The organism is Glutamicibacter sp. JC586, from assembly GCF_009805585.1.
GTDB lineage: Bacteria > Actinomycetota > Actinomycetes > Actinomycetales > Micrococcaceae > Glutamicibacter.
Genome location: NZ_VHIN01000002.1, coordinates 153,822 through 179,124 on the forward strand (window position 1 = coordinate 153,822; position 25,303 = coordinate 179,124).

The 25,303-nt window shown below is 53.5% G+C and carries 22 protein-coding genes and 2 tRNA genes; 7 read left to right on the forward strand and 17 right to left on the reverse strand.

The genetic code is table 11. The features are described 5' to 3' along the window. Positions 1 to 62 precede the first annotated feature (62 nt). Entirely contained in the window at positions 63 to 803 is a 741-nt protein-coding gene (locus tag FJV47_RS00925) for a sirohydrochlorin chelatase (RefSeq protein ID WP_159609269.1), read from the reverse strand. Between the two features lie 36 nt (positions 804 to 839). After that, a complete protein-coding gene (locus FJV47_RS00930) occupies positions 840 to 1,601 on the reverse strand; it encodes an SDR family oxidoreductase (RefSeq protein ID WP_159609270.1) in 762 nt (253 codons plus the stop codon). Between the two features lie 246 nt (positions 1,602 to 1,847). Between FJV47_RS00930 and valS the strand changes: the two genes are divergently transcribed. Beyond that, positions 1,848 to 4,472 (forward strand): valine--tRNA ligase, encoded by a 2,625-nt coding sequence (valS, locus tag FJV47_RS00935; RefSeq protein WP_159609271.1) that lies wholly within the window; start codon positions 1,848 to 1,850, stop codon positions 4,470 to 4,472. A gap of 317 nt (positions 4,473 to 4,789) precedes the next feature. On the opposite strand, the gene FJV47_RS00940 is transcribed toward valS, so the two are convergent. The 11 genes from FJV47_RS00940 to FJV47_RS00990 form a co-directional block, all read right to left on the reverse strand. Next, complete coding sequence (locus tag FJV47_RS00940) at positions 4,790 to 5,710, reverse strand: serine protease (RefSeq protein ID WP_370514906.1); 921 nt, start codon at positions 5,708 to 5,710, stop codon at positions 4,790 to 4,792. A 609-nt stretch (positions 5,711 to 6,319) separates the two neighbouring features. Beyond that, positions 6,320 to 7,207, reverse strand: a complete 888-nt coding sequence (locus tag FJV47_RS00945; protein WP_159609273.1) for a hypothetical protein — start codon at positions 7,205 to 7,207, stop codon at positions 6,320 to 6,322. A gap of 233 nt (positions 7,208 to 7,440) precedes the next feature. Beyond that, on the reverse strand, positions 7,441 to 8,049 hold the full coding sequence (locus FJV47_RS00950) for a DsbA family protein (RefSeq protein ID WP_159609274.1): 609 nt from the start codon (positions 8,047 to 8,049) through the stop codon (positions 7,441 to 7,443). Between the two features lie 47 nt (positions 8,050 to 8,096). Continuing rightward, complete coding sequence (clpX, locus tag FJV47_RS00955) at positions 8,097 to 9,389, reverse strand: ATP-dependent Clp protease ATP-binding subunit ClpX (RefSeq protein WP_159609275.1); 1,293 nt, start codon at positions 9,387 to 9,389, stop codon at positions 8,097 to 8,099. A 169-nt stretch (positions 9,390 to 9,558) separates the two neighbouring features. Beyond that, on the reverse strand, positions 9,559 to 10,218 hold the full coding sequence (locus FJV47_RS00960) for an ATP-dependent Clp protease proteolytic subunit (RefSeq protein WP_159609276.1): 660 nt from the start codon (positions 10,216 to 10,218) through the stop codon (positions 9,559 to 9,561). 46 nt (positions 10,219 to 10,264) lie between these two features. Then, positions 10,265 to 10,861, reverse strand: coding sequence for an ATP-dependent Clp protease proteolytic subunit (locus FJV47_RS00965; RefSeq protein ID WP_159610023.1), 597 nt, complete (start codon positions 10,859 to 10,861; stop codon positions 10,265 to 10,267). A gap of 246 nt (positions 10,862 to 11,107) precedes the next feature. Continuing rightward, the gene (tig, locus tag FJV47_RS00970; RefSeq protein WP_159609277.1) at positions 11,108 to 12,442 is read right to left on the reverse strand and encodes a trigger factor; all 1,335 of its coding nucleotides are present in this window, start codon (positions 12,440 to 12,442) and stop codon (positions 11,108 to 11,110) included. An 87-nt stretch (positions 12,443 to 12,529) separates the two neighbouring features. After that, positions 12,530 to 12,604: transfer RNA gene (locus FJV47_RS00975), tRNA-Pro, on the reverse strand. 566 nt (positions 12,605 to 13,170) lie between these two features. Further along, a tRNA-Gly gene (locus FJV47_RS00980) sits at positions 13,171 to 13,241 on the reverse strand. A 183-nt stretch (positions 13,242 to 13,424) separates the two neighbouring features. After that, the gene (locus tag FJV47_RS00985) at positions 13,425 to 14,396 is read right to left on the reverse strand and encodes an Fpg/Nei family DNA glycosylase (protein WP_159609278.1); all 972 of its coding nucleotides are present in this window, start codon (positions 14,394 to 14,396) and stop codon (positions 13,425 to 13,427) included. 2 nt (positions 14,397 to 14,398) lie between these two features. Next, positions 14,399 to 14,872 carry a ribose-5-phosphate isomerase gene (locus FJV47_RS00990; RefSeq protein WP_159609279.1) on the reverse strand — a complete coding sequence of 158 codons (474 nt, stop codon included), beginning with the start codon at positions 14,870 to 14,872 and terminating at the stop codon, positions 14,399 to 14,401. A 286-nt stretch (positions 14,873 to 15,158) separates the two neighbouring features. Here FJV47_RS00990 and pepN point away from each other — a divergent pair, with 286 nt between their 5' ends. The 3 genes from pepN (at position 15,159) to FJV47_RS01005 (ending at position 18,779) form a co-directional block, all read left to right on the forward strand. Beyond that, positions 15,159 to 17,699 (forward strand): aminopeptidase N, encoded by a 2,541-nt coding sequence (pepN, locus tag FJV47_RS00995; RefSeq protein WP_159609280.1) that lies wholly within the window; start codon positions 15,159 to 15,161, stop codon positions 17,697 to 17,699. A 93-nt stretch (positions 17,700 to 17,792) separates the two neighbouring features. After that, on the forward strand, positions 17,793 to 18,269 hold the full coding sequence (locus tag FJV47_RS01000; protein WP_159609281.1) for an OsmC family protein: 477 nt from the start codon (positions 17,793 to 17,795) through the stop codon (positions 18,267 to 18,269). A gap of 9 nt (positions 18,270 to 18,278) precedes the next feature. Then, positions 18,279 to 18,779, forward strand: a complete 501-nt coding sequence (locus tag FJV47_RS01005) for a globin (protein ID WP_159609282.1) — start codon at positions 18,279 to 18,281, stop codon at positions 18,777 to 18,779. A 71-nt stretch (positions 18,780 to 18,850) separates the two neighbouring features. Here the strand turns inward: FJV47_RS01005 and FJV47_RS01010 are convergent, their stop codons facing one another. Next, on the reverse strand, positions 18,851 to 19,510 hold the full coding sequence (locus tag FJV47_RS01010; RefSeq protein WP_159609283.1) for a hypothetical protein: 660 nt from the start codon (positions 19,508 to 19,510) through the stop codon (positions 18,851 to 18,853). A gap of 173 nt (positions 19,511 to 19,683) precedes the next feature. On the opposite strand from FJV47_RS01010, the gene FJV47_RS01015 reads away from it, so the two are divergent. Beyond that, the gene (locus FJV47_RS01015; RefSeq protein ID WP_159609284.1) at positions 19,684 to 20,577 is read left to right on the forward strand and encodes an acyl-CoA thioesterase II; all 894 of its coding nucleotides are present in this window, start codon (positions 19,684 to 19,686) and stop codon (positions 20,575 to 20,577) included. A gap of 17 nt (positions 20,578 to 20,594) precedes the next feature. On the opposite strand, the gene FJV47_RS01020 is transcribed toward FJV47_RS01015, so the two are convergent. Continuing rightward, positions 20,595 to 21,950: a 2Fe-2S iron-sulfur cluster-binding protein gene (locus tag FJV47_RS01020; protein ID WP_159609285.1), complete on the reverse strand. Its 1,356-nt coding sequence runs from the start codon at positions 21,948 to 21,950 to the stop codon at positions 20,595 to 20,597. A 219-nt stretch (positions 21,951 to 22,169) separates the two neighbouring features. Between FJV47_RS01020 and FJV47_RS16665 the strand changes: the two genes are divergently transcribed. After that, on the forward strand, positions 22,170 to 22,292 hold the full coding sequence (locus FJV47_RS16665; RefSeq protein ID WP_255474732.1) for a hypothetical protein: 123 nt from the start codon (positions 22,170 to 22,172) through the stop codon (positions 22,290 to 22,292). A gap of 86 nt (positions 22,293 to 22,378) precedes the next feature. Here FJV47_RS16665 and soxR read toward each other — a convergent pair whose 3' ends face one another. Beyond that, positions 22,379 to 22,882 carry a redox-sensitive transcriptional activator SoxR gene (gene soxR / locus FJV47_RS01025; protein ID WP_159610025.1) on the reverse strand — a complete coding sequence of 168 codons (504 nt, stop codon included), beginning with the start codon at positions 22,880 to 22,882 and terminating at the stop codon, positions 22,379 to 22,381. A 136-nt stretch (positions 22,883 to 23,018) separates the two neighbouring features. Between soxR and FJV47_RS01030 the strand changes: the two genes are divergently transcribed. After that, a complete protein-coding gene (locus FJV47_RS01030) occupies positions 23,019 to 23,522 on the forward strand; it encodes a flavin reductase family protein (RefSeq protein WP_159609286.1) in 504 nt (167 codons plus the stop codon). Between the two features lie 72 nt (positions 23,523 to 23,594). On the opposite strand, the gene ettA is transcribed toward FJV47_RS01030, so the two are convergent. Continuing rightward, positions 23,595 to 25,277 carry an energy-dependent translational throttle protein EttA gene (ettA, locus tag FJV47_RS01035; protein ID WP_159609287.1) on the reverse strand — a complete coding sequence of 561 codons (1,683 nt, stop codon included), beginning with the start codon at positions 25,275 to 25,277 and terminating at the stop codon, positions 23,595 to 23,597. Positions 25,278 to 25,303 lie beyond the last annotated feature (26 nt).

Sequence of the window (25,303 nt, forward strand, 5' to 3'; positions counted from 1 at the left end):
CAAGCGTAGAAACCCACCCTAGGGGGTCAGCAAACGCGTTCGGTCATATGACCGCTCAATGACTAAGAAGTTAGAACTTCTTCATCTGGCGTCATAAAACCGGCCTTTTTCAACGTCTCTTTAAGTCGCATAAGGAAACATTGAGCAATAGTTACGTCAGGTAACAGTGGTCTTGTCACAACATCGGCGCCCGTGCTAACGAGCTTGTGCTGGAAGTATCCCTCGGCGAGCAAGGAACTCAAAACAACGACCGGGCGTTTCATCGCTTCGTCCACGACTTGAGCAATATGCGGTTTTGCACCTGCGCAGTAGCCGACCTCAACATCACGTTCTAGAATCTTGGCGATTTGGCGCGCAAGTTCTTTTGCTTGTTCCTGCCCGACTTCCAAACGCGTCCCTGCCGCGGCCAGAGCAACCATTGGGTCATTCTCCAAATGCTCCTTCGCGCGATCGGCAAGCAGTTGAGCTAATTGCGGTAACGGGCCTAGTGGGCTTGCAGCTAGAGTGTTTTCACGTGACTGTACCGCCTGTGCAATATCCAAGGTCGTATGGACTCCGTCCGAGACCAACAAGGGCAAGACCACCGCTGGTTCCAAGGTAGGTAGTCCAGCTACAACAGCGTCGAGCGACGGCTCTTGCACATCGACGTAAGCCTCGTGCCACCGAAGCTCTATCGATAGCTCTTGCTTGGCCAGGTCCTCGAGCTGATCGCGAAGATCATGAATTAGCTGTTGTCCATAGGCGTTGTCGGTGCCGTGTGATGTAGCAACAACGTGAATCGTGCACTGCTTTGTTTCGGTCATTGGCTGAGTCCTCACCAGTGGAATGCTGAACGTTTATTACGCGTTGCGAATGAGCTTGTGGTTAGCGGCCTGAGCCTGCGGGCGGATCACAATTTCATCCAGATTCACATGTGCCGGTGCACTGACCGCGTAACGAATAACTTCAGCTACGTCCTCAGCGGACAGCGGGTTCTCGACTCCTGCATAGACGCTGTCTGCGGCGCTCTGGTTACCAAGGCGACGCAGCGAGAATTCTTCGGTGTGTACTAAGCCAGGCAGAATTTCGATGACGCGAATTCCATGTTCAACTTCTTCTAGACGCAAGGCCTTCGTCATCGCTCGTTCGGCAGCCTTGGCCGCGTTATATCCGCTTCCACCTTCATAACTGGCCAGTGCAGCAGTTGAAGTCACATTCAAAACTGTTCCCCGGGCATGGCGAAGTTGTGGCAGTAGTGCACGGGTCAGACGCATCGTGCCCATCACGTTGGCCTGCCACATAAAGTCCCAGTCTTCATCGATGGCATCGGCCCAGTATTCCGTGCCGCGTGCGCCACCGGCACAGTTGATCAAAGTATCTGCCCCTCCGGCCGATTCAACAGTTTTTGCCAAAACATCCACATCCGTCTGTACGCTAACGTCGGCCGGAACAGAGATTGCCCCAGTTTCTTTGGCCAAGTTTTCTAGACGGTCGGCGCGACGCGCGACGGCAAAAACGGTCCATCCTTGGTTTCGGAGCGCGCGCACAGTAGCTTGGCCAATTCCACTGGAGGCTCCAGTGACAACGGCGGAGCGCGGACTTTCAGTTTCAAAGTTATTCATGCTTCTAACTGTAGGACTAGTTGATTACCAGTTGGTAAGGCATGAATTTCTCTTACGTTTCATTGTCCCGCCCTTTTTGTTCTGTTGCGCAGTTTGAAAATCACCAAATCGACCTGCTGTATCGCCAGGGCTGAGAGAGAATTATTGGGCTATCCGCTCACGGTACTGATCGCCTTGCCAGCCGTCGTGGTGCAGGCCATGGGAATGAATGCCAAGGCACCGTCCAAAACATGAAAGAATAAGGCTATGGCAGAAGAAAACTTGGGCACAGACACGCCCGCAACAGTTTCCGTTCCTGACAAGCCCGCTTTGGAAGGCTTGGAAGAACGTCTTTCGTCCCGGTGGCGCACCGAGGGCACCTATCACTTCAACGAAGACACGACCCGCGAGGCCGTGTACTCCATCGACACTCCCCCACCAACGGCATCCGGTTCCCTGCACGTAGGACACATGTTCTCCTACACCCAGACCGACGTTTTGGCTCGATACCAGCGCATGACTGGCAAGAACGTGTTCTACCCACTTGGCTGGGATGACAATGGTCTTCCCACTGAGCGTCGAGTACAAAACTACTTTGGCGTCCGTTGCGACCCGACCAAGCCTTACATTGAGGGCTACCGTCCACCAGAGAAGCCGGCCAAGAACCAGCGCGACTGGGATGTCATTAGCCGTAAGAACTTTATTGAGGTCTGTGAGCAACTTGCCGTTGAAGACGAAAAGGTCTTCGAGCAGCTCTTCACCACCCTGGGCCTGTCGGTTGACTGGCGCATGACTTACCGCACCATCGATGACAACTCGCGCGCCGCTTCGCAGCGTGCTTTCTTGGACAACTTGAACAAGGGCGATGCCTACATGGCAGAAGCTCCAACCCTGTGGGACGTCACGTTCCGTACCGCAGTGGCTCAGGCTGAACTCGAAGACCGCGAAATGCCAGGTGCTTACTACCGTTATGCATTCAACGCAGAGAACGGCGAGCAGGTCTTCATCGAGACCACTCGTCCAGAACTGCTGGCGGCCTGCGCCGCACTGGTTGCACACCCAGATGACGAACGCTACCAGCACCTGTTTGGTAAGACCGTCACCTCACCAATCTTCGGCGTACCAGTTACCGTTCACCCACACCCATTGGCTCAAGCCGATAAGGGTTCGGGCATCGCAATGGTGTGTACCTTCGGCGACCTGACCGACGTGACTTGGTGGCGTGAACTGCAATTACCTACCCGCCCAATCATCGGACGCGATGGCCGCATCCTGGCTGACACGCCAGAGTGGATCACCACCGAGGCTGGCAAAGAAGCTTACGCACAGATCTCTACGAAGACCGTGTTCTCGGCTAAGGAAACTGTCGTAGAGATGCTTTCCGAAGCGGGTCTACTTGACGGTGAACCTAAAAAGATTTCCCGTCCGGTGAACTTCTTCGAAAAGGGCGATAAGCCTCTGGAAATTGTCACCTCGCGTCAGTGGTACATCCGCAACGGTGGCCGCGACGAAGAACGACGAAACCAGATGATCGCTCGTGGCCAGGAAATTGATTTCCATCCATCGTTCATGCGCTCGCGCTATGAAAACTGGGTTTCTGGTCTGAACGGTGACTGGCTTGTTTCTCGTCAGCGTTTCTTCGGTGTTCCAGTACCAGTGTGGTACCAGGTTAACGAACATGGCGAGCCAAATTACGACGCCCCGATCCTCCCAACCATCGATGCTCTGCCGGTTGACCCAGCCGCAGATGCTCCGTCCGGTTATACCGAGGACCAGCGTGGAGCTGCCAACGGCTTCATTGGTGACGCCGACGTTCTAGATACGTGGGCTACTAGCTCACTGACACCACAAATTGTTGGTCGTTGGGGTCGAGACGACGAGTTCTTCTCAAAGGTCTACCCATTTGACCTGCGCCCACAGGGCCACGACATCATCCGCACCTGGCTATTCTCCACTGCGGTTCGCGCGGATTCATTGCACGATAGCGCACCATGGAAGCATGCTGCGATTTCGGGTTGGATTCTGGATCCAGACCGTAAGAAGATGTCTAAGTCCAAGGGCAACGTGGTTGTTCCTAACGAGGTTTTGGACAAGTTTGGTGCAGACGCGGTGCGTTATTGGGCTGCCAGCGCCAAGCTAGGTGCAGATACCGCGTATGAGATCAACCAGATGAAGATCGGCCGCCGACTGGCGATCAAGATTCTCAACGCCTCGAAGTTCGTATTGAACTTGGGTGCCACCGAAGCTAACGTCCTCACCGACGATGCTGCGGTAGTCACCAATGGGTTGGACCGTTCATTGTTGGTCCGCCTGTCCACCGTGATCGATGACGCACAGCGTGCTTTCGAGAACTACGACTATGCACGGGCTCTGGATATCACCGAGTCATTCTTCTGGTCGTTCACTGATGACTACGTAGAGCTGGTCAAGGACCGCGCCTACGGTGGTCACGGCGAAGCCGAACAGGCTAGCGTCTTGGCTACTTTGGCGACGACGTTGGACTCGGTTCTGCGCCTGTTTGCGCCATTCTTGCCATTTGCTACCGAAGAGGTATGGGGATGGTGGCGCACCGGTTCGGTTCACTTGACCCAGTGGCCAAGCACCGATCACCTGTCTTCGGCAGTGCAGGGTGCAGATCCTGCGATCTTGCCTCTGGTCGGTGTTGCTCTCTCGGGCATCCGCAAGGCAAAGTCTGATGCAAAGGTCAAGCAGCGCACGGAAGTTCTCTCCGGAGAAATTCATGCACCAGCTGCACAGGTGGAGCAGCTTCGAGCTGGTTTCGAAGACCTAAAGTCCGCGGCCAATGCCCGCGAGCTGTCGCTAGTCGAAGCCGAGGGCGAGGGCGAGCTAACGGTCACCAACGTCGAGTTGGCTGAAACCGAAGAGGCCTAGCCCAAAGCCGATATGGTCTGGTTGCCATTCCGTTAGCGGAATGACAACCAGACCATATTTTTACCCTTATTTCTCCCCCGTGGAGTCCTGCGCATCCTCCGAGGGTCCCGGGCGGGTGATCTTGCGTGGTTGAGCACTGCGTCGACGATCTTCAGTGAAATATTCTTGCTGTTCGTCTACGCCGCAGTCTAGGCGATGCCTTTGAACGGGAACATCGTTCCCATCTTTTGACGAGTGATCTGTTCGCATCGTCCCTACTTTCTCGATTGTTATCGGTGAAAAGCCCCATCGAATCCTCTTCACCGACGGTTTATCGATTAGCTCTGTGCGTTCTGGTAAGCCTGCTGGATGACTGAACCCCAGTATGGACCGAACATCGTGTTACGCACGGTGTTGTAGCCGAAGCTGTTGACCGAGTTCTGGTAGCCCGACGAACCGGAACCTAAGAACCAAGGTCCACCCGAGGAACCACCGGTCATGGTGCAAGGAATACCTTGCGACTGAGTTTCACCAAATGGATCGTCAGTTGCAGTTCCCGAGCACGACTGAAGGGTTTCACCGTTGAATGGCGAAGCTGCAGGGTATCCGTAAGCTTTGTACGCCAAGCCACGTGCCTGGTTGAAGGCCACACCGGAGGCTCCAACTGTGTCGGTCAGGGTTGCACCGCTGCTGTTGGAAACTACGGCGAAGCCGGTGTCGTAAGTGATGTCACCACTACCGGACCACTGCGATGTGGTCACCAGTTCTGTCGCGGCGAAAGTTCCGTATGGAGTCTTACCATTTTCGTACGCTGGTGCGAAGACCCACCGAGTAGCGAATGCGCCTGGGCCTTCATTCAGGCAATGCCCGGCAGTGGAAACAGTAGATTCGTTTGCGGAGACGACCGCGTTGCCGGAGCAAACGTAATCGGAACCACCAAGGGTGAAGAACACCTTACCGATGTGTGAAACTGGGCTTTCTGCACTTGCCCGAGTCTTGCCACCGGTTGCGCTTTTCAATACTCCCGCGTTGGCCTTGGCTGCATGACCAGGCACCTTTGCGGACTTGCCAGACTCCACCTTCGCTGCGGAACCTGACTTACCTTTGACGAGTGAGTCAGCGTTCTTGGCCGCTTTCATACGATCAGCAGTCCAGTAGTCGATGGCACTGTCGGCCTTCTGGGAGGATATCTTAATCGACTGGATGTCATCGTTGGGTGCTTGAGGCGCTGCGGTGGCCATCGGCGCGGAACAGAGCATCAATGCTCCTGCGAAAAGCGCTGCTCCGGCCAACTTGCGTCGACCCTTGAGCCTTGCTGAATCCGCCTTTTGCATACGAACTTGCACGATATAACTCCTTGTCCAGTGGCACTTGACCACTATCGATGGGGGTGCTGTAGCACTCGTGCAAATTAGTCAAACACACACTTCACACAAATTCCATAGGAATCTTTTCCTCCGTTGATCACTGACGTATCAACGAATTACCTTTTGAATATGAAGTAATTCAGCGTGCTCATGGCTAGGCGATGATCGGAAACTATGGCTCTAGGCGCGACAGGAAACAACGCTAAATTTACCCAGAGGTGACTTTTCCTCTAGAAATCAGTTTTGTGATGCGTGTCATCTGCTCGTGCAAGGTCCCTTGGAACGCGTCGATGGTTGATGGTAAGTATGAAGCGAAATAGTCGGTATCGGATACTTTGCCATTGCTTCGCGGTGGCTCACCCGGTGAAAAATTTTTTGCCGGCGCTCGGATGAATTAGGACTAATTGTCGTATTTGCCCACTCATAGAAAGCGTAGGCACCCTAGACAGGACAGTCCCCCAGCCCTCGAGGATCAGGTAAGGTCCTGCGAAAACAGTGTCATCACTGTTGCGCGGCTATGCCATGCGTACTTTGTGACCGCGACCAAGACCTGACCAGAGGTAACGATGCGACCCCCAGGATCGCCGACACAATAGCCGTCACCAACAAGCCAGTTGCTAGGCCATGACTGACTTGATCGAAAATATCCCTTGATAGTTCACGAGTGAAGTGGGAAAGTAGTCGCTCTTGAATGTAGTCGGGCACTAGTGTCTTCAGCGCGATGTAGCTCAGTCCGGTTGTCGCGGTTAGCCAAAGACATGCCTTGGACAGGTAGCGCGGTGCGAGCGTCACACCGGCAAGCAGCAAGGCACCATTGATGTAAATGGCCCACGGTCCAACCGATTGAATCAGCAGGTAGACCTTTTGAATTGTTGGTAGTGCGTCTTCTTGGACAAGATCTAGGCTCCACGAGAAGTTGCCGATAGCAGGCAAACCTGCAATCCCTAAGGCACCAAGACTCTTTGTCACACCAGCGAACACGTCATCGAATCGGAAGCTTAGCTTTCCTGCCTGGTCCAGATCGGCCGTGCCTTGTTCGTTGAAGATCCGGTCCGTGGTTTGGTGACTAGTCCGCAAGGTCGACTGCCACGTCGCGGCGAAGCTTTCGGACTGCACGATCCGCAAAGTACTGGACTGAATGACTTCGTCGGCCTTGTTAGCCAGTTCATCGGCCGGTAACAGTTGGGACAATAGACCGTCACCGGTAACTGCCATGATGTTGTCTTCTATTTGCAACTTACCCGAAATTGACGTGGTGACTTGCTCTGCCACCAAATCTTGTAAACCTTGATTATTAGCCAGCGGCCCCAAGGTTTCCACGAATCCGTCAGTATTCGTGATGTGGTTGGAAGCCCAGAGACCAGCTATTGAAATCGGAGCAATGATCACACTTAGTATGATGCAAAGGCTCGATACTGTGCGACGCCACAGCGCTGGTTGCGAACTGAAAACCACGTTGACTTCTTTCAAGAGCAGACTTAGCTGAATCGAATCGGCGGCTAGCAACATTGATAAGCCGAGCAGTAAGGGCACGTTTGGATCTACGACCGGTTACGCGTTAAAGCGTTGAAGGACATTTCCTCAGCAATTGGAAATGCCCTTCAACAATTTAGCAGTCAACCCTAGTCAAATACTGGGCTTTCTGTACGAGTACGCTTCATTTCGAAGAAGTACGGGAACGATGCCAACTGTGCGGCCGCGTCAAACAGCTTACCCGCTTCTTCGCCCTGCGGAATACGGGTGATGACTGGACCAAAGAATGCGACGCCGTCGACGGCAACAACCGGAGTTCCAACGTCCTGGCCAACCTTGCTGATGCCGTTTTCGTGGCTGGTTCGCAGTGCTTCGTCGTAAGCATCGGCGTGAGCCGCTTCAGCGAGCTCAGCTGGAAGACCTGTCTTCTCCAGAGCTTTTTTGATAACTTCGTCGCGGTCGGTGATCTTGTCGTAGTGCAGGAGTTCACCCATGGCGGTGTAAAGACTATCAACGACCTCTTCACCATGATCCTGTGCAGCTTTGATTACCACCCGCACTGGGCCCCAAGACGAGTCCATCATGGCGCGGTAATCTTCTGGAAGGTCGCGTCCTTCGTTGAGCACCGATAGGCTCATGACGTGCCACGAAACATCAATGTCGCGGACTTTTTCTACTTCCTTGATCCACCGGCTAGTCGCCCACGCGAATGGGCAGACCGGATCAAACCAAAAATCGACTTGCTGGCGCTCCGCCATGTGATTCCAACCTTTCAGAGAAAATAATCTTGCGATTGTTATACAGGTTACGCAGACTTTTTGTCGCGCTTGGCCACCATTGCGTGAGTCAGCATCGCTGGCTCCTCACCATCAAGAACGGTGGCACGAGTCACCAGAACTTCAGCTACGTCTTCACGGCTAGGAAGATCAAACATGACCCCGCCCAGAGTTTCCTCCAAGATCGAGCGCAAACCACGAGCTCCTGTCTCACGCTCAATAGCCTTCTCAGCGACGGCATCGAGTGCGGACTGATCGAAATTCAAAGCGACGCCGTCCATTTGGAACATCTTCTGATATTGCTTCAGCAGCGCGTTTTTTGGTTCCGTCAATACTCGGACGAGTGCATCTTTATCAAGGTGCTCAACAGTCGTGATTACCGGCAGACGACCAATGAACTCTGGAATCAAACCAAACTTCAATAGATCCTCAGGGCGTACATCCGAGTACGACGCCGTTTCGCTCTTCAGCGCGGTTAATGGTGCACCGAAACCGATACCCTTTTGCCCTGCGCGAGAAGAGATAATTTCTTCTAGCCCAGCAAAAGCACCGGCAACGATGAACAAGATGTTGGTAGTGTCCAACTGAATAAAATCTTGGTGCGGGTGCTTACGCCCTCCCTGAGGCGGAACAGCCGCTACGGTTCCCTCGAGGATCTTCAGCAATGCCTGCTGTACACCTTCACCGGAAACATCTCGGGTGATAGATGGATTTTCGCTCTTACGGGAAATCTTATCGATCTCGTCGATGTAGATGATTCCAGTTTCTGCTTTTTTGACGTCATAGTCAGCGGCCTGGAGCAACTTCAGGAGAATGTTCTCAACGTCTTCGCCAACATAGCCCGCTTCGGTGAGGCTAGTGGCGTCAGCGACAGCGAAAGGAACATTAAGTTTCTTGGCCAGAGACTGCGCAAGATAAGTTTTGCCGCAACCAGTCGGACCAATGAGCATGATGTTCGACTTTGAAACTTCGACTTCGCCCAACGGATCATCGTTGGTCAATGCAGCCACGGGACCATGATCTTGGTTTCCGTGGATTCGCTTGTAGTGGTTATAGACTGCCACTGAAAGCGCGCGCTTGGCGTTCTCTTGACCAATAACGTAATCCTGCAAGGAATCGAAGATCTCGCGAGGCTTGGCTAAGGAGAATTCCTCATGCACCTGCTCTTCTGCAAATTCCTCTGCAATGATTTCGTTGCAAAGCTCGATGCATTCAGTACAGATGTAAACCCCATGGCCTGCAATTAGCTTCTTAACCTGCTTTTGACTCTTTCCGCAGAAAGAGCATTTCAGTAGATCTGAGCCTTCACCCATGCGTCCCATCGCACCATTCTCCCGTTTACTTGAGTAGCTGTGGACTTACTCAATTCTAGGCTAGTTGTACCCCAAATTAGATGAATATGGCGGTTTACCTGTGTTGCGCGACTTCACGAATGTAAAGTCGCGCCCCTAGGGTAAACCGCCATTCATCGGGGATTATTCCGTTTTAGTTTTAGCTTCCCAGCTGAGCACGGTTCAGCTTACGTGGAGTCAGAACCTCATCCACGATGCCGTAGGTCTTTGCCTCGGCGGCAGTCATGAACAAGTCACGCTCCACGTCATCGCGAACCTTCTCTACGTCTTGACCCGAATGCGACGCCAGAGTCTCTTCCAGCCACGAGCGCATACGCATGACTTCTTCGGCCTGGATCTGCAGGTCAGTTGCAGTGCCACGTTCGCCACCACCCATAGCGGGCTGGTGGATCAGAACTCGTGCGTTTGGCAGCGCAAGACGCTTACCTGGGGTACCTGCTGCAAGCAGGACCGCGGCAGCGGAGGCTGCCTGTCCCAAACAAACGGTCTGAACCTCGGGACGGATGAACTGAATCGTGTCGTAGATCGCAGTCATTGCAGTGAACGAACCACCTGGCGAGTTGATGTAAAGGGTTACATCGCGTTCTGGATCCATAGATTCCAGAACCAGCAACTGAGCCATTACGTCATCTGCCGAAGCGTCATCAACCTGTGCACCGAGGAAAATGATGCGGTCTTCAAATAGCTTTGCGTATGGATCCTGGCGCTTAAATCCGTATGGGGTGCGCTCTTCGAACTGAGGAAGAATGTAGCGAGCCGATGGCATCTGGCCACTGACTGCTTCAGGATTGAAGTTCATGGTTTTCTCCTTGGACAAATCTTTGGGTATGAAGTGGTGGATTCGACTACTGAGGCTCTACGCCGCCGCCACCAGTAACAGACCCTGCGTTCTTTGCGACCTGGTCAACGAAGCCGTATGCCAAACCTTCTTCAGCGGTGAACCACTTGTCACGCTGGTTGTCGATGAGGATTTGCTCCACAGTCTGACCGGTCTGCTCAGCGGTCAGTTCACTCATGACCTTCTTCATGTGCATGATTAGCTCAGCCTGGATCTTGATGTCCGAGGCGGTACCGCCAATGCCACCTGAAGGCTGGTGCATCAGAATGCGAGCGTTAGGAGTCGCGAAGCGCTTGCCCGGGGTACCCGAGGAAAGCAGGAACTGCCCCATGGACGCTGCCAGGCCGGTTGCTACGGTGACCACATCGTTCGGGATGAAGTTCATCGTGTCGTAGATGGCCATACCTGCAGTGATCGATCCACCTGGTGAGTTGATGTACAGGTAAATATCCTTCTCAGGATCTTCTGCCGAGAGCAGGAGCAACTGCGAGCAAATGGCGTTCGCATTGTCATCGCGGACTTCGGAGCCCAGCCAGATGATGCGCTCCTTGAGCAAGCGGTTGTAAATGTAGTCGTCACGGCTGGCCGGATCAACGGCGGCCATAGTAGGAGTGCGCGAATCATTTGACATGTTCTCTACCTCTTCCAAACGTGTAGATCAGATTCTGGGATTTCTGTTTCCAACCCCAAAGCTGCAACTGGTTACTTTGAGATTACTTACTTCAATGCGTTCATGGGTGGTTTCATGCCCCTGTTTCGCTCACGGCGCATGATGCACGCCTGGAGCGAACAAAAATGGCCATTGACCGCCTTTGGAGGCGGCCAATGGCCATCAAAGTATGAGTGAAGACTACTTAGCTTCTTCGGTTTCAACCTCAGCAACTGCTTCTTCTTCGCCCGCTGGGTTCACGAAGGAAGTCAAATCCACTGCTTCACCCTTGGAATCGGTGACCTTAGCGAACTCAAGAACCTTAGCCAGAGCCTTGCGACGACGAACCTCGCCCATCAGCATTGGAACCTGGCCGGCACCATCGAGCATCTGTGCGAACTGGTTTGGCTCCATGCCGTACTGACCAGCGGTCTGAACGATGTAATCGATCAGCTCGGACTGCTCAACTCCAACTTCCTCGGCGTCAGCAACTGCGTCCAAGATGATTTCGTTCTTGAAAGCACGTTCGGTGTTTTCACGAACTTCAGCGCGGTGCTCTTCGGTGTCGTGGCCCTCTTCAGAGTTTGGAGCATTGAAGTGCTGTTCAATCTGCTCGTCGATAACCGAGGCAGGAACAGGAACCTCAACCAGTTCAACCAACTTGTCGAGAACCAATTCGCGTGCCTCTACACCCTGCTCAACAACCTTGCCTTCAGCAGCGTCCTTGGTCAGGTTTTCGCGCAATTCAGCGATGGTGTCGAACTCGGAAGCTAGCTGAGCGAAGTCATCATTAGCTTCTGGAAGTTCACGCTGCTTAACAGCATTGATAACAACCTTGACGGTCGCAGCCTTGCCGGCGTGCTCGCCGCCAGCCAGGGTGGTTTCGAAGGTTGCATCTTCGCCGGCGGACAGGCCAGTAACAGCCTCGTCCATGCCCTCAAGCATGTTGCCGGAACCGATCTGGTAGGACAGGCCCTGCGCGGAGTCAACTTCTTCGCCCTCAACCGACGCGGTGAGATCGATGGTAACGAAGGAGTCTGCAACTGCTGGAGCTTCAACTTCCTTCAGGGTGCCGAAGCGGCCACGCAGGTCGTCGAGAGCCTTCTCGACATCCTCGTCAGCAACTTCCTTGGCTTCAACAGCAACCTCGATGCCCTTGTAGTCCGGAAGTTCAACCTTCGGACGGATGTCTACCTCAAGGGTGAATACCAGCTGGCCCTCGCCCTCCTTCTCGATGGAAGGCAGTTCGGTGATGTCAACCTCTGGGCGGGACAGTGGGGTCAGCTCGTTCTCGACCATTGCCTGCTGGTAGTAATCGTTCAGACCTTCGTTGACTGCAGTCTCGATGACATAGCCACGACCAACGCGCTGATCGATCAGGCGGGTGGGAACCTTACCCTTGCGGAAGCCTGGGACCTGAATCTGCTGAGCGATGGTCTTGTACGCCTCATCGACGCGGGGCTTCAGTTCCTCGTAAGGAACTTCAACGGTCAGCTTAACCCGAGTCGGGTTGACGTTTTCGACGGCGCTCTTCACAGCGTTGTACTCCTGAGTTGTCTAATATTAGGTCTAATCTGCAAAAAACCCCGCAACATGGTGGCGTTGCGGGGTTGTTCGACAGAGTCGGGGTGACAGGATTCGAACCTGCGACCTCACGCTCCCAAAGCGCGCGCTCTAGCCAAGCTGAGCTATACCCCGATAAAGTTCGGAAAACCTAACTTCATCTGGACTTTCCGTCCTGCGTTCAACTTAGGAATCAATTGTTTCCCGTGCTGATCACAAGAAACTAAGTTACACGGGTTCGGACCAAAAGCAAAATCGAAACCTACGCATGTCGAACAATCACTTACGCATGATTCCGCGTATATACGCGAAATTCGCGCCCTAAAAGCCAAACTTTACGACTTCACGTGAGTTGAATTACAGAATTTCACTGCCAAATCGGCTCACATGCACGAGAAAACAACTTTGCCGGAAATCAAGATCCGACTAGCATCACCCGCCGAGCAACGCCCACTTCGTTTCGAGTGCAGTTACCCTGAGGCTACTGCCCTAAGGTGTCGATGCATTTTCGTCTAACACCAAAGCCGAGTTACAGGTATCGATTCAATCCGGCAGAAGAGCCTGAGAGACTAAGAGAAGCATTGCAAAGGCGAATTCATGCCCTGCTCAACGATGGCGGCACGTGCGCACGAGAGCGGATGCAATCTTCAACAAAACAAAAAACTCCGACTCTCAAGTTGAGAGCCGGAGCCTTTTTTCCGAGGGGATGACGGGAATCGAACCCGCGTAATCAGTTTGGAAGACTGAGGCTTTACCATTAAGCTACATCCCCATTTCGAAGCTTTATCGCTTCGAACAAGATTGAGTCTAGACCATAAAAGATACGCTTTGCAAATCGAGGATTCCCGTTCTCACTTGGAGCCTCTCAACTAGCATCTGTTTTGGGCATCTCAAAGCAATACACGCCGTCATCTGCGTAGCAAAACTGTTTCGCTCATCGCATCCCTGCGACGGCTCAGCCCTTTACCGCCGCCGCGCGGGGCATTTTCTGGCAGCGCGGGCACCAGTAGAGCTTGCGCGCCGCAACTTCCATGAGGGAAATACTGCCACTGCAGCGTCGACATCCTTGACCCTGGCGTTGATAAACGTAATACGCATTATCAGGCCATAGAGGGAGTCCAGCTTGACGGTCTTCAGGCAGAGTCGTGATGATTTTTCCATCATTTACTCCGTCTTCCATAACGCTGACAATGTCGTTCCATAGCTGTCGCGCTTTGCGAGGAGTCAGGAGGTTGGCCGGCAACGCTGGCGCAATACGATTGCGGAATAGTGACTCGGCACGATAAATATTTCCAACTCCGCTGATCATGCTTTGGTTCATCAGAGCAATGCCGATAGGAGTTTTCGTCCTGGAGAGATTTTCTTTAAACTCCCGATAGCCCATTTCCATCACCGACTCTGATGCCGGCAACTCTTCGGCGGATTTCGCTGCTCTGAATTCATTAGCAGCACGCGCGAGTGGATCTGGACCTAAATTGTCGAGGTGTTTCTGTACATGTAAATAGTCGAGGACCTCACAGGCCGTCGGACCGCGCAAATCTGCCCACCCATGTTCAGAAACGATCCGCGCACGAACTGCGCCTATCGGCGCTGGAGGGCCGAGGTACTCCCCCACTTCAGGCTGAGAACCTAGTTCCTTCTCACCGATCTTGCGTGGAGCACCGATGGAAGAATAACCGCTGAAGTACTCGTCTCCGCCAAAGCTAAATGCCCCATACAGCCCCAGGTGTACTCGGAGGTACAAGTCATTTGAGAAGCGACAGAAAAGTTGTTTTCCTTTTGCAAAAGCGATTTCCAGGACTTGACCATCGATGCGTAATGCGTCTGTGGCGAACCTGCCCTGCGGAGAGGATAGATACACGACTTGCCCGCCAAAGACGTCATCAAATTGGCGGGCAAGTCGGTGTAGTGAGTGGCCTTCTGGCACGGTTAGTCGATGACCTCGCCGGTGGTTTCGTACGAAGCAATCTTGCCGATTCGGCGCACGTGACGCTCAGCTTCGCTAAATGGTTCTGTCAAGAAAGCTTCGATGAGTTCGGCAGCTTCTTCAACGGAGTGCTGACGGCCACCAACTGCGATCACGTTGGCGTTATTGTGTTCGCGAGCCAACTTAGCGGTATCCAGATTCCAAGCCAACGCAGCGCGAACCCCTTCGACCTTGTTGGCAGCGATCTGTTCCCCGTTGCCGGAGCCGCCTAAGACAATGCCTAGAGAATCCAATCCTTCACGCTGCTCCTTCACAACCGCTTTCGCTGCGTTGATGCAGAACGCAGGGTAGTCGTCTTCAGGATCATATGACTCCGGACCATGGTTGACCATTTCGTACCCTTTGCCGGTTAGGTACTTCACCAAGTGGTCACTGAGCTCTAGTCCGGCATGGTCGGTAGCAATATGCACGCGCATAGTCTGTTGCCTCTTTTTTGCTTGGAGGGGCTATTACTGTCCCATCTAGCTTAGCGATGTCCTGCGAACTCCTTGTCATGTAACGATGTTCTGTCGGTAATATCGCCATCTTTTCTCACCAATTGAGATCGAGTTCTTGAAGTTTTCCGCTGATCTGAAGCATCTGCGTAAATTGTTCTCCAGATGACTTGCTTTACACCCCGTCAGAAGTGACACAATATATAAATATTCAGTATCCGTTTCATAACTGTCTCGGACGCACACTTCATCAAGAACTGGAGACCCAATGCCAGGAATGAACCTCACCCGCGCTGAGGCCACCGAACGCGCAGGACTGCTCAATGTCGACAGCTATGAGGTGAATCTGGATCTCACTCGTGGAGAGCGGGTTTTCACATCCAAAACTACTGTTCGATTCACCGCCACAGAAGGTGTATCGACCTTCATCGATGCCGTCACCGATACCGTACGTTCGATCAACCTCAACGGTGTGGAACTTGATCCGACATCCCATGCAGACGGCATCCGCATTCAGCTTCCCAACTTGGCAGCACAAAACGTCTTGGTCATTGACGCCGACGCTTTGTATATGAACACCGGAGAAGGCCTACACCGCTTTGTGGACCCAGTTGACAAAGAGGTCTATCTCTACACTCAGTTTGAAGTCGCCGACTGCCGTCGAATGTTCGCAGTCTTTGAGCAGCCAGATCTCAAGGCGACCTTCCAATTCACCGTCACGGCGCCAAAGTACTGGAATGTAGTGTCTAACGCTCCAACGCCGACTCCCGAAGAACAAGGTGATTCTGCAACCTGGTCCTTCGCACCAACTCAGCGCATCTCCTGTTACATCACGGCACTGATTGCTGGGCCTTACCAGGTTGCCCGCGATTCACTTGTTTCCGCCAGTGGGCGCACCGTGGAACTGGGCGTATTTGCACGCGCTTCCATGATGGAGTACCTCGACGTAGAAAATATCGTGACCATCACTCGTCAAGGATTCGAGTTCTATGAGAAGAACTTCGGCACTCCTTATCCGTTCGAGAAGTACGACCAACTCTTTGTACCGGAATTCAACGCCGGAGCCATGGAGAACGCAGGTGCAGTCACCTTCCTTGAAGAATATGTGTTCCGTTCCCGTCCAACCGGTGCCATGGTTGAGCGCCGTGCAATCACCGTGCTGCACGAGTTGGCACACATGTGGTTCGGCGACCTAGTGACCATGAAGTGGTGGAACGATCTTTGGCTCAACGAGTCATTTGCTGAATTCATGTCTACCTTGGCAGCAGCCCAGAACACCGAATTTACCAGCGCGTGGACCACCTTTAACACCTTGGAAAAGAACTGGGCCTACCGCCAGGACCAGCTGCCTTCAACTCACCCAATCGTGGCGCCAATCAACGACCTTGAGGATGTTGAAGTTAACTTCGATGGCATTACCTACGCTAAGGGTGCTAGCGTTCTGCGACAGCTTGTTGCCTTCGTTGGTCAGGAAGAATTCATGGCTGGCGTGCGTGAGTATTTCGCGAAACACGCATGGAAGAATACTGAACTTCCAGATCTACTCTCCGAACTCGAAGCGTCCAGTGGTCGTGACCTGAGCGATTGGGGTGCGCAATGGCTTGAGACCGCCGGCGTTAATACGCTGAGGGCTCAGATCTCAACCGATGAGTCCGGCGCAATCACTACCTTTAACATCAACCAGAGCGCCGCGTCTGACTACCCCACACTTCGCCAGCACCGTCTTGCCGTTGGCTTTTACAGTCTTGATGAAAGTGGCGCATTGCAGCGGGTTCATCGTGAAGAGCTAGACGTCATCGGCGAATCCACCCCAGTTCCTTCCTTGGTGGGACTCAGCCAGCCTGACCTGGTACTGCTCAACGATGATGACTTGACCTACGCGAAGATTCGCCTCGACGAGCGTTCGCTGGCGACGGCAACTGAACATCTCAAGGACTTCCAGGAGTCACTGCCTCGAACGTTAGTCTGGTCGGCCGCATGGGACTCGGTCCGAGATGCGGAATCCCCCGCCAGCACTTACGTCCAGCTGTTGCTGAATAACATTGGGCACGAGGTTGATTCAACGCTCATCATGGTTCTTTTGCGCCAGTTGAACACTTCTTTGGACAGCTACGTTGCCGATGACCGCAGCGAGGCATTGTCCGTTCAGGCCGCGGATCGCTTGTGGCAACTGGCAACCGAGGCTCAGGCTGGCTCTGACGCACAGTTACAGCTAGCCAAAGCTTTCGCCCATCGTTCCCGCACTGCTGAACAGCTTGAAATCGTTCAGGGGCTCTTCGATGGCTCGCAGACCCTAGACGGACTGACCATCGATACCGATCTAAGGTGGTCGTTGACCATCGCACTCAGCGCCGGCGGGCGATTCTCAGCAGAGCAGATTGATGAAGTTCTCGCCAAAGATGACACCGCAAAGGGTAAAGCCTCGTGGTACACCGCTCGCGCTTCGCGCCCCCTGCCAGAGGCTAAAGCCCAAGCATTTGAAGCAGCGACGTCTGCAACGTTGTCTAACGATCAGCAAAGTGCCGTGATTTCAGGCTTCAACAACACCCATAACAAAGGCCTGATCGCAGACTACTCAGATAAGTACTTCGACCTGCTGGTCAACGCTTGGGAAAGTTTCTCCCACGAGATGGCCAAGCAGATTGTTTTGGGCTTCTACCCAAGCTCGCAGGTCTCCCGATCCACTTTGGAAAAGACTGAGGCCTTCTTGGAATCGTTGGGCGAAAAGCATCCAGCCCTTCGCCGCCTGCTGTCCGAGTCCTCAGCCGATGTACGACGCGCGTTGGCTGCTCGTCAAGCCGATATCTAGGCTGTAGTAACTGGAGATTGTTCAGGGATGTACGCATAGCTCGCCAAGCTCGTGCGTACATCCCTGGCCAGTTAAAGATGCGACAATATTTTCATGGACCTTTCGCATCACCAGTACCGTGTCAGTCTCGAATGGACCGGCAATCGCGGTACCGGAACCGATACCTATCGAAGCTACGGTCGAGACCATATTGTGCGCGCACAGGGCCTACCCGATCTTCCAGGAACCGCGGACCCCACCTTCCATGGTGATAGGGATCGTTGGAACCCCGAACAGCTACTTCTCGCAGCGTTGAGCCAATGCCATATGCTTTCCTACCTGCATATCGCAGTAAATCACGGCGTGAGGGTCACCGCATATACCGACTCAGCTCAGGGCACGCTCCGACTGAACGCAGACAACAGTGGCGAATTCACCCAGGCCGTGCTCCGTCCGGACATCCAACTGGCCGACGAATCACAGCGTGAACTAGCCAACTCTCTGCACGAACAAGCCAACAAGGTGTGTTTCATTGCAAGGTCCGTCAACTTCCCGGTCCTTCATGAACCGGTACTTCCGAGCAATTCTTGAGGAACAAAAATGAGTGAACATCCGCAGATCCCGCACAGCGTAAAGCAGGATCCTTTCAGCAAGCCTCTCGTTTTAGGCGCTTCAAGCCAAGAGTTTCTTGATCTGGCTGAGCAACCTGTAGACGCCTCCCTCTACCCGGGAACCTTCTACAACGAAGTGGGCGGTCGCGAAGTATTCGCGAAATTGACCAAGAATTTCTATGATTCGGTTGCCCAGGACGAGGATTTCCGAGCCATGTACCCGGAAAAGGACTTGCACCCAGCTCAGGTGCGACTTCAACTATTCCTCGAGCAGTACTGGGGTGGCCCGAGCACTTATTCGGAGCATCGTGGACACCCACGTCTACGGATGCGTCATGGCAATTTCACGGTCAACTCGCACTACCGCGATGTGTGGCTGGGCCATATGAACAAGGCCATAGATCAGCTCGAATTGCCACCGCTACAAGCTGAAACGCTCCGTGATTACTTCGAGCGTGCGGCCCACTCAATGATGAACACGCCGGGCTAATCCAACGTAAATACCAAGGAAGGGTCTGAAACCATACACGGTTTCAGACCCTTTCTTGATCTAACAAGACTTTAGCCCAGCAGCGAAGATTGACGTACTACCGCGTGACCGAGCCCATTGCTCACGCGGTACCAGGTTCCACGGCGCAAGATTCGACTTTGCCCATCTTTGGTCAAAAAACCAAGTGCATGCATTGCGAAGGCAGCCCCCATTGGTAGAGGCGTGTCTTGACCCTCAATTTCTGAGGACCAGATTCGTTGGCGAATTTGCGCAATGACAGGTTTTCCGGGATTCTCTGGCAACGCCTGGGCAACGGCGTCGATTCCGGTTTGGGCCGCACGCGATAGCTCGCTGTCAAGGACGCTCCCCGATTCTTCCCACTGCGTCATTGGCACTGAAATCCCAGCCCAACGAGCGGTAGCTTCTACAGGAGGCACGGTGAATTCCACTGACGTGTCCCCCATCCTGGCTAGTCGGTCCTGAATTGAGGCCATTGAGTAACTCGTGTTAAGTTCGGCAGGCTGGGCCAGTCGATGCACTCGCATTCCCAGGACCGTGTACTGTCCTTGTCCCAATTCAGCTGGAACGAGTACTGGCACGTAGACGGCCAGCGCGGTTCCCCTTGCAACGAATAGCGCTGCATCATCTTCAATAGTCTTGGCCCGACTAATGAAGTTTGAAAGGTCACTGACGGAATTTACATCGTCAAAAATCAAAACGTCGCTTGCCATGGATTAATGTTCTCACGGTCGCACGCTCGCCCTGCCACAAATTAGCTACCGGCGTGAACAGCACCCTAATAATCGTATAGTTTACGTACAGGCAGGTCCGCCCGACGAAATGATACTTTCGAGTAACATTGGGTAAAGATATACACCATAAAAATTTTCAAGGAGTTTATGCCGTGACCGGAGACCTTGGTACCACTCAGGCACTACTGGAGTTGCTAAATTTGGATGGCGAGAATCAGGCTCGAACCGATGAGGATATCTTTATCGGACGTATGCCTAAACAGAATCGCAAGCGCGTATTCGGCGGCCAAGTACTCGCACAGTCCGTCATGGCGGCATCTCGCACTGTTGACCCAGAACGAGCCATCCATTCCCTTCACGGCTACTTCCTTCGACCTGGTGATCCTGCGCAAAACATCACCTTCGGGGTGCAACGTCTACGCGATGGACGTTCTTTTTCGGCCCGCAGAGTCCATGCGTATCAGAACGGCGATCCTATTCTCTCCATGATCGCTTCTTTCCAAGAGCCTGCACAGGGCTTGGAACATTCTGATCCAATGCCTATCAACGCTCCCGATCCAGAGTCGCTTCCTACCACCGCTGAACTCGTAGGGCACCTTGATCACCCGGTAGCGAAAGAATGGGCATTTGAGCGTCCCTTCGATGTTCGTCATGTATCCGAGCCTATCTACCTGTCTGGCGATCAGACTAAGAGCGCCGATACGGCTGTCTGGCTGCGGACCACTTCAGCCATGCCAGACGCCCCCACCTTCCACCGCGCAGCACTGGCCTATGCCAGCGACTACGTGTTGCTCGAACCAATCTTGAAGGCCCATGGCTTGGCTTGGATTCATCCAGGATTGAGCATCGCGAGTTTGGACCACGCCATGTGGTGGCACAGGGATTTCAGGGTCGACGAGTGGCTTCTTTACGTCCTACATTCGCCTTCGGCTTCCTCTGCGCGCGGATTAGGCACCGGACAATTCTTTAATCGCCGTGGTCAGCTTGTGGCAACAGTTGCTCAAGAAGGCATGGTGCGACTTCCCGAATTCGGTGCCAAGAAATAATCTAGGCACCACCACTCCTAGAGCTCCAGCTCCACGTCGCCATTAGGTACGCCCACGCAGGTAAGGATCTTGCCCTGTGTAATCGGGGCGCTGGGTTCCATGGGATAGCTCACGTTGCCTCTGAGCAAAGTAACTGCACATTCACCACACGATCCGGCTTGGCATGAGCTCGGGGCGCTGATTCCGCGTGACTGCAATGCATCAAGCAGAACGCCGTCTACCGGCTGCCAGGTCATTTCCTTTCCGGATTTAGCGCAGCTTACTTGGGCTTGGTCAAAATCCTGGAACAGACTACTGAAGTCCTTTTGGGGTGAAACAAACGCCTCAGTGTGGACGCGGCTGGAGTCGATACCTTCAACGCGACAGATCTCTCGGACCATCGAGGTGAACTGCCCGGGGCCGCAGATCATGACGCTGTCACAGCCCTTCACGACTTGAGCAATGGCTTCAATGTCCGGACGTGCCACGGTGGTATCAAAGTGCAACACCGTGGATTCAGTTGCCGCTTGTTCGACCTGCTGCTTGGCCCTTAAAAAGAGTTCACTAGGTGCCCCGCGTTCAACGTGTAGCAACCTCAAATTGGGCTTTTGAGACGAAGCCTGAAAATTTCGAAGTAAACCCAGCACCGGAGTAATGCCGATGCCGGCAGTGACAAATGCCGTACGTTCTCCCAGCACTCTATCGGCTGTAACCGTCCCGTAGGGACCCGATATCAACAGTTCGTCACCTGCTTGCAGCTGCGAAACCTTCTTGGAAACTCTTCCCTGAATTCTTACGGCAATTGTGACGTCCTGGCCGTGGACTGCGGTGATCGTATAGTTCCGCCACACAGGGTCCGGGAAGTGAATTCGTAAATGTGATCCCGGCTCGTCATGTTCGCTCAACCAGCCGTGCGCATCACGTAAGGTGACTTCAACAATGTCCACGGAGACCTTCTTGGTTTTCTGAATTGTGGCATACCGTGGAGAGCGTTTAGCGGGCACAAGATGTGAAATATCTTCGCTTGGCATCTCAATGTCAATCTCATTGCCAACTTCGAGAACGCCAGGGTCCAGAACCGTGCCGTAGATTCCGCAATGCAAATGGCCAAAATGAGTAGCTAACAATCGCGGCCCATTAGTATCAACGTCTGTACTTTCGGGATTCACCGAGGTCGCTGAGCAACGCTCGATTGATTTAGAGATGGCTATTCGCGCTTCACCAATGCGTAGAACCTTTCCGATAAGCCCAAACTCGGCAAACGCAGGTAATCCTTCAACGAGGATATTGCCACGGTACCGACGCGGATCCATGATGATCTCGCCGGCGGCAGAAAGCCTTTCAACCGTCCTAGGGTTGATGATTGAAATACCTGAACGCTGTGAATCAAACATTCCCTGCGACATTGTCACTGCACGTCGTTGCACGGAGCCTTGTGTAGGAAGGTGCTCAGCAAGATAGTCTCCTAGCCGTTCGACTCCCTCACGAGTAGATGAGTCGAATGTCAACGAAGACCCAGAATTATCGGTGGGTGCCGATACAGTGATAAGTGGCGGAACGGAGCTAACTCGCCACTTTTGAAGGCTTTTGTTGTTCTTCAGGACCGTGAAACTATGGCAATTCCCCCACTGGCCATCAAGAATTTCAACTGTTCCGTTGGTGAACGCAATGCCCCGATCGCCTCGAATTCCACCACCAACGCACACTGCGCCCGAACTAATTGGCTCTCCGGGTAGTCCTTTGATGGGAAACCGAAATAACTGCGCGATCTTCATGGGATGAGTCTAGTGAACTGCGAGAAGCCTCGACCACAACGTGAAGACTAGCCGTCATCTTTTTGCTCATCGATGTTTTCAAGTCGACGTGCACCGGAGCCATCTTTCGAGAGTTGGTCTTCTGGATTGAGCAGTCCGCATGCCTGCATTGAAAGACAGCCGCACCCGATGCATCCCATAAGTCGATTTTCTAGTTCTTCAATGGCCCGACGACGAGTTTCCAACACCAGTTTCCACTCTTCGGAGGCCCGAAGCCAATCCGATTCTGAGGGGACCCGACCCATCGGCACCGGAGTTAAGGCCCGTTTGATGTCACTTAGGGAGATTCCTAGTTTCCGACCTACTGTGATCAACGAGATCCGGCGAAGCAGGTGTCGCGGATATCGGCGTTGATTTCCACCTGTGCGCAGGGACGAGATCAGTCCGACTTCTTCGTAGTAGTGAAGCGCTGAGCGGGCGACTCCCGTTCGGTCACTGACCTGTCCGATTGTCAGCTGCTCTTCGGCTGGAATTTCTTCTGGGTCACTTTCAGGGTGCTCTGTGCGAATCATCACGACTCCCCTCCTTGACCTCAAGTTTACTTGAGGTCTTAGGGTGGAAGTAATCAATATCGTTGGTGGAAGCCCGCAAAACTTCCACATCAGCAACTGGACCATTGAACTATGATCCAGGCGAAGGAGCCACCGGATGAGCCAATTGTCAGATGATTTTCGTACCGCATTCCGTCATCATCCAGCTGGTGTTGCCCTGATTACTGCAACCGTTGACGAGGTGCCTTACGGGCTGACGATCTCTTCCTTAGCTTCTCTGTCGATCAACCCGGTAGCGGTGTCTTTCTCGCTTGCCAAGGAGTCCGGAGCAGCCGGCGCAGTATTGGCAGCGCCTAGTTTTGTCATCCACATGCTCAGTGAACAGCAAGAGGAGCTAGCGACGAACTTCGCAAGGCCCGGGGCCCCACGCTTTACCCCGGAGCAAGATTTCCATTTCCTGCCAACTGGTGAACCACATTTTGTTCAGGCGCCAGTCGCATTTCGGGCCACGATTCATTCTTCGGTGAGTGTTGGCGGATCACGCCTGATCGCAGCCGAGGTTCACGAGATCTTGCAGGGGCGTTCGGGACAGCATCTAGCTCATCAGAATCGTGAGTACCTACGAATTTCGGAATTGTTCAGCGTTTCAGAGACACAATAATTCTCCCGTGATCCCACGGTTGTTACATAGCAATGGCCGCCACTTTAGTGGCGGCCATTGCTATGTACTTTATTAGTCGCGAGTAAGGCGACGGTGGGTTACACGATGCGGCTTGGCCGCATCGGCGCCCAGACGCTCAACCTTGTTCTCTTCGTAGGACTCGAAGTTGCCCTCGAACCAGTACCAGTTCGACGGGTTTTCTTCGGTACCCTCATAAGCCAAGATGTGGGTAGCAACTCGGTCCAGGAACCAACGGTCGTGCGAGACCACGACGGCGCAGCCTGGGAAGTCGAGTAAGGCGTTTTCCAAAGAGGAAAGGGTCTCAACGTCCAAGTCGTTGGTAGGCTCATCGAGAAGCAAGAGGTTGCCACCCTGCTTCAAAGTCAAAGCCAAGTTCAGACGGTTGCGCTCACCACCGGAAAGCACGCCAGCCTTCTTCTGCTGGTCTGGGCCCTTGAATCCGAAAGCCGAAACGTAAGCACGCGATGGCATTTCAACCTGGCCAACATTGATGTAGTCCAGGCCATCCGAAACAACTTCCCACAGGGACTTCGCCGGATCAATATTTTCACGGTTCTGGTCAACGTACGAGATCTTGACGGTTTCGCCAACCTTCAGCGAACCACCATCCAGCTCTTCCATGCCGACAATGGTCTTGAACAGAGTCGACTTACCAACACCGTTCGGACCAATGACACCGACGATGCCGTTGCGTGGCAACGAGAAGGACAGGCCGTCAATCAGTACACGATCTCCGAAGCCCTTCTTCAAATCGGTCGCCTCAATGACGACCTGCCCCAGACGCGGGCCAGGTGGAATCTGGATCTCTTCGAAGTCAAGCTTGCGCGTGCGCTCGGCTTCCGCAGCCATTTCTTCGTATCGAGCCAAACGGGCTTTGGACTTGGTCTGACGTCCCTTAGCGTTCGAACGAACCCATTCGAGTTCTTCAGCTAGACGCTTCGCCAGCTTCTGGTCCTTCTTACCCTGAACTTCCATACGCTCGCGCTTCTTCTCCAAGTAAGTGGAGTAGTTGCCTTCGTATGGGTGCAGGCGACCGCGGTCAACTTCACAGATCCACTCGGCGACGTGGTCCAAGAAATAACGGTCGTGAGTAACTGCCAATACTGCGCCTGGGTATGCAGCTAGGTGCTGTTCCAACCACAGTACGGACTCTGCGTCCAAGTGGTTGGTAGGCTCATCGAGCAGCAACAGATCTGGCTTTTGCAGCAACAGCTTACAAAGAGCGACACGACGTCGCTCACCACCGGAAAGGTGAGTTACCATTTCGTCACCTGGTGGGCAACGCAAAGCATCCATGGCCTGCTCAAGCTGGCTATCGATGTCCCACGCATCTGCTGCGTCAATAGCTTCCTGGAGCTTGCCCATTTCTTCAAGAAGTGCGTCGAAGTCGGCGCCGTCCTGAGCCATCTCTTCGGAAATCTCGTTGAATCGGGTGATCTTCTGGTAGATCTCGCCTACACCTTCCTGGACGTTGCCCAGGACGGTCTTTTCTTCGTTCAATGGTGGCTCCTGCATCAGGATGCCTACCGAATATCCTGGCGAGAGTCGTGCCTCGCCATTGGACGGGGTATCGAGACCCGCCATGATCTTCAAGATCGTTGACTTACCAGCACCGTTCGGCCCGACAACACCAATTTTGGCGCCTGGGAAAAACGACATGCTGACATTGTCAAGGATGACTTTGTCACCAACGGCCTTGCGAGCCTTGGTCATCGTATAAATGAATTCCGCCATGTTGTTAAGGCTAGTCGGTGTTGGGG

Excerpts from the sequence above, each read along its gene's own strand:
- FJV47_RS00925 (WP_159609269.1), bottom strand. The coding sequence starts at position 803 with ATGACCGAAACAAAGCAGTGCACGATTCACGTTGTTGCTACATCACAC.
- FJV47_RS00930 (WP_159609270.1), bottom strand. The coding sequence starts at position 1,601 with ATGAATAACTTTGAAACTGAAAGTCCGCGCTCCGCCGTTGTCACTGGA.
- valS (WP_159609271.1), top strand. The coding sequence starts at position 1,848 with ATGGCAGAAGAAAACTTGGGCACAGACACGCCCGCAACAGTTTCCGTT.
- FJV47_RS00940 (WP_370514906.1), bottom strand. The coding sequence starts at position 5,710 with ATGCTCTGTTCCGCGCCGATGGCCACCGCAGCGCCTCAAGCACCCAAC.
- FJV47_RS00950 (WP_159609274.1), bottom strand. The coding sequence starts at position 8,049 with ATGGCGGAGCGCCAGCAAGTCGATTTTTGGTTTGATCCGGTCTGCCCA.
- clpX (WP_159609275.1), bottom strand. The coding sequence starts at position 9,389 with ATGGGACGCATGGGTGAAGGCTCAGATCTACTGAAATGCTCTTTCTGC.
- FJV47_RS00960 (WP_159609276.1), bottom strand. The coding sequence starts at position 10,218 with ATGAACTTCAATCCTGAAGCAGTCAGTGGCCAGATGCCATCGGCTCGC.
- FJV47_RS00965 (WP_159610023.1), bottom strand. The coding sequence starts at position 10,861 with ATGGCCGCCGTTGATCCGGCCAGCCGTGACGACTACATTTACAACCGC.
- FJV47_RS00990 (WP_159609279.1), bottom strand. The coding sequence starts at position 14,872 with ATGCGCGTGCATATTGCTACCGACCATGCCGGACTAGAGCTCAGTGAC.
- pepN (WP_159609280.1), top strand. The coding sequence starts at position 15,159 with ATGCCAGGAATGAACCTCACCCGCGCTGAGGCCACCGAACGCGCAGGA.
- FJV47_RS01000 (WP_159609281.1), top strand. The coding sequence starts at position 17,793 with ATGGACCTTTCGCATCACCAGTACCGTGTCAGTCTCGAATGGACCGGC.
- FJV47_RS01005 (WP_159609282.1), top strand. The coding sequence starts at position 18,279 with ATGAGTGAACATCCGCAGATCCCGCACAGCGTAAAGCAGGATCCTTTC.
- FJV47_RS01010 (WP_159609283.1), bottom strand. The coding sequence starts at position 19,510 with ATGGCAAGCGACGTTTTGATTTTTGACGATGTAAATTCCGTCAGTGAC.
- FJV47_RS01020 (WP_159609285.1), bottom strand. The coding sequence starts at position 21,950 with ATGTTTGATTCACAGCGTTCAGGTATTTCAATCATCAACCCTAGGACG.
- FJV47_RS16665 (WP_255474732.1), top strand. The coding sequence starts at position 22,170 with ATGGCAATTCCCCCACTGGCCATCAAGAATTTCAACTGTTCCGTTGGT.
- soxR (WP_159610025.1), bottom strand. The coding sequence starts at position 22,882 with ATGATTCGCACAGAGCACCCTGAAAGTGACCCAGAAGAAATTCCAGCC.
- FJV47_RS01030 (WP_159609286.1), top strand. The coding sequence starts at position 23,019 with ATGAGCCAATTGTCAGATGATTTTCGTACCGCATTCCGTCATCATCCA.
- ettA (WP_159609287.1), bottom strand. The coding sequence starts at position 25,277 with ATGGCGGAATTCATTTATACGATGACCAAGGCTCGCAAGGCCGTTGGT.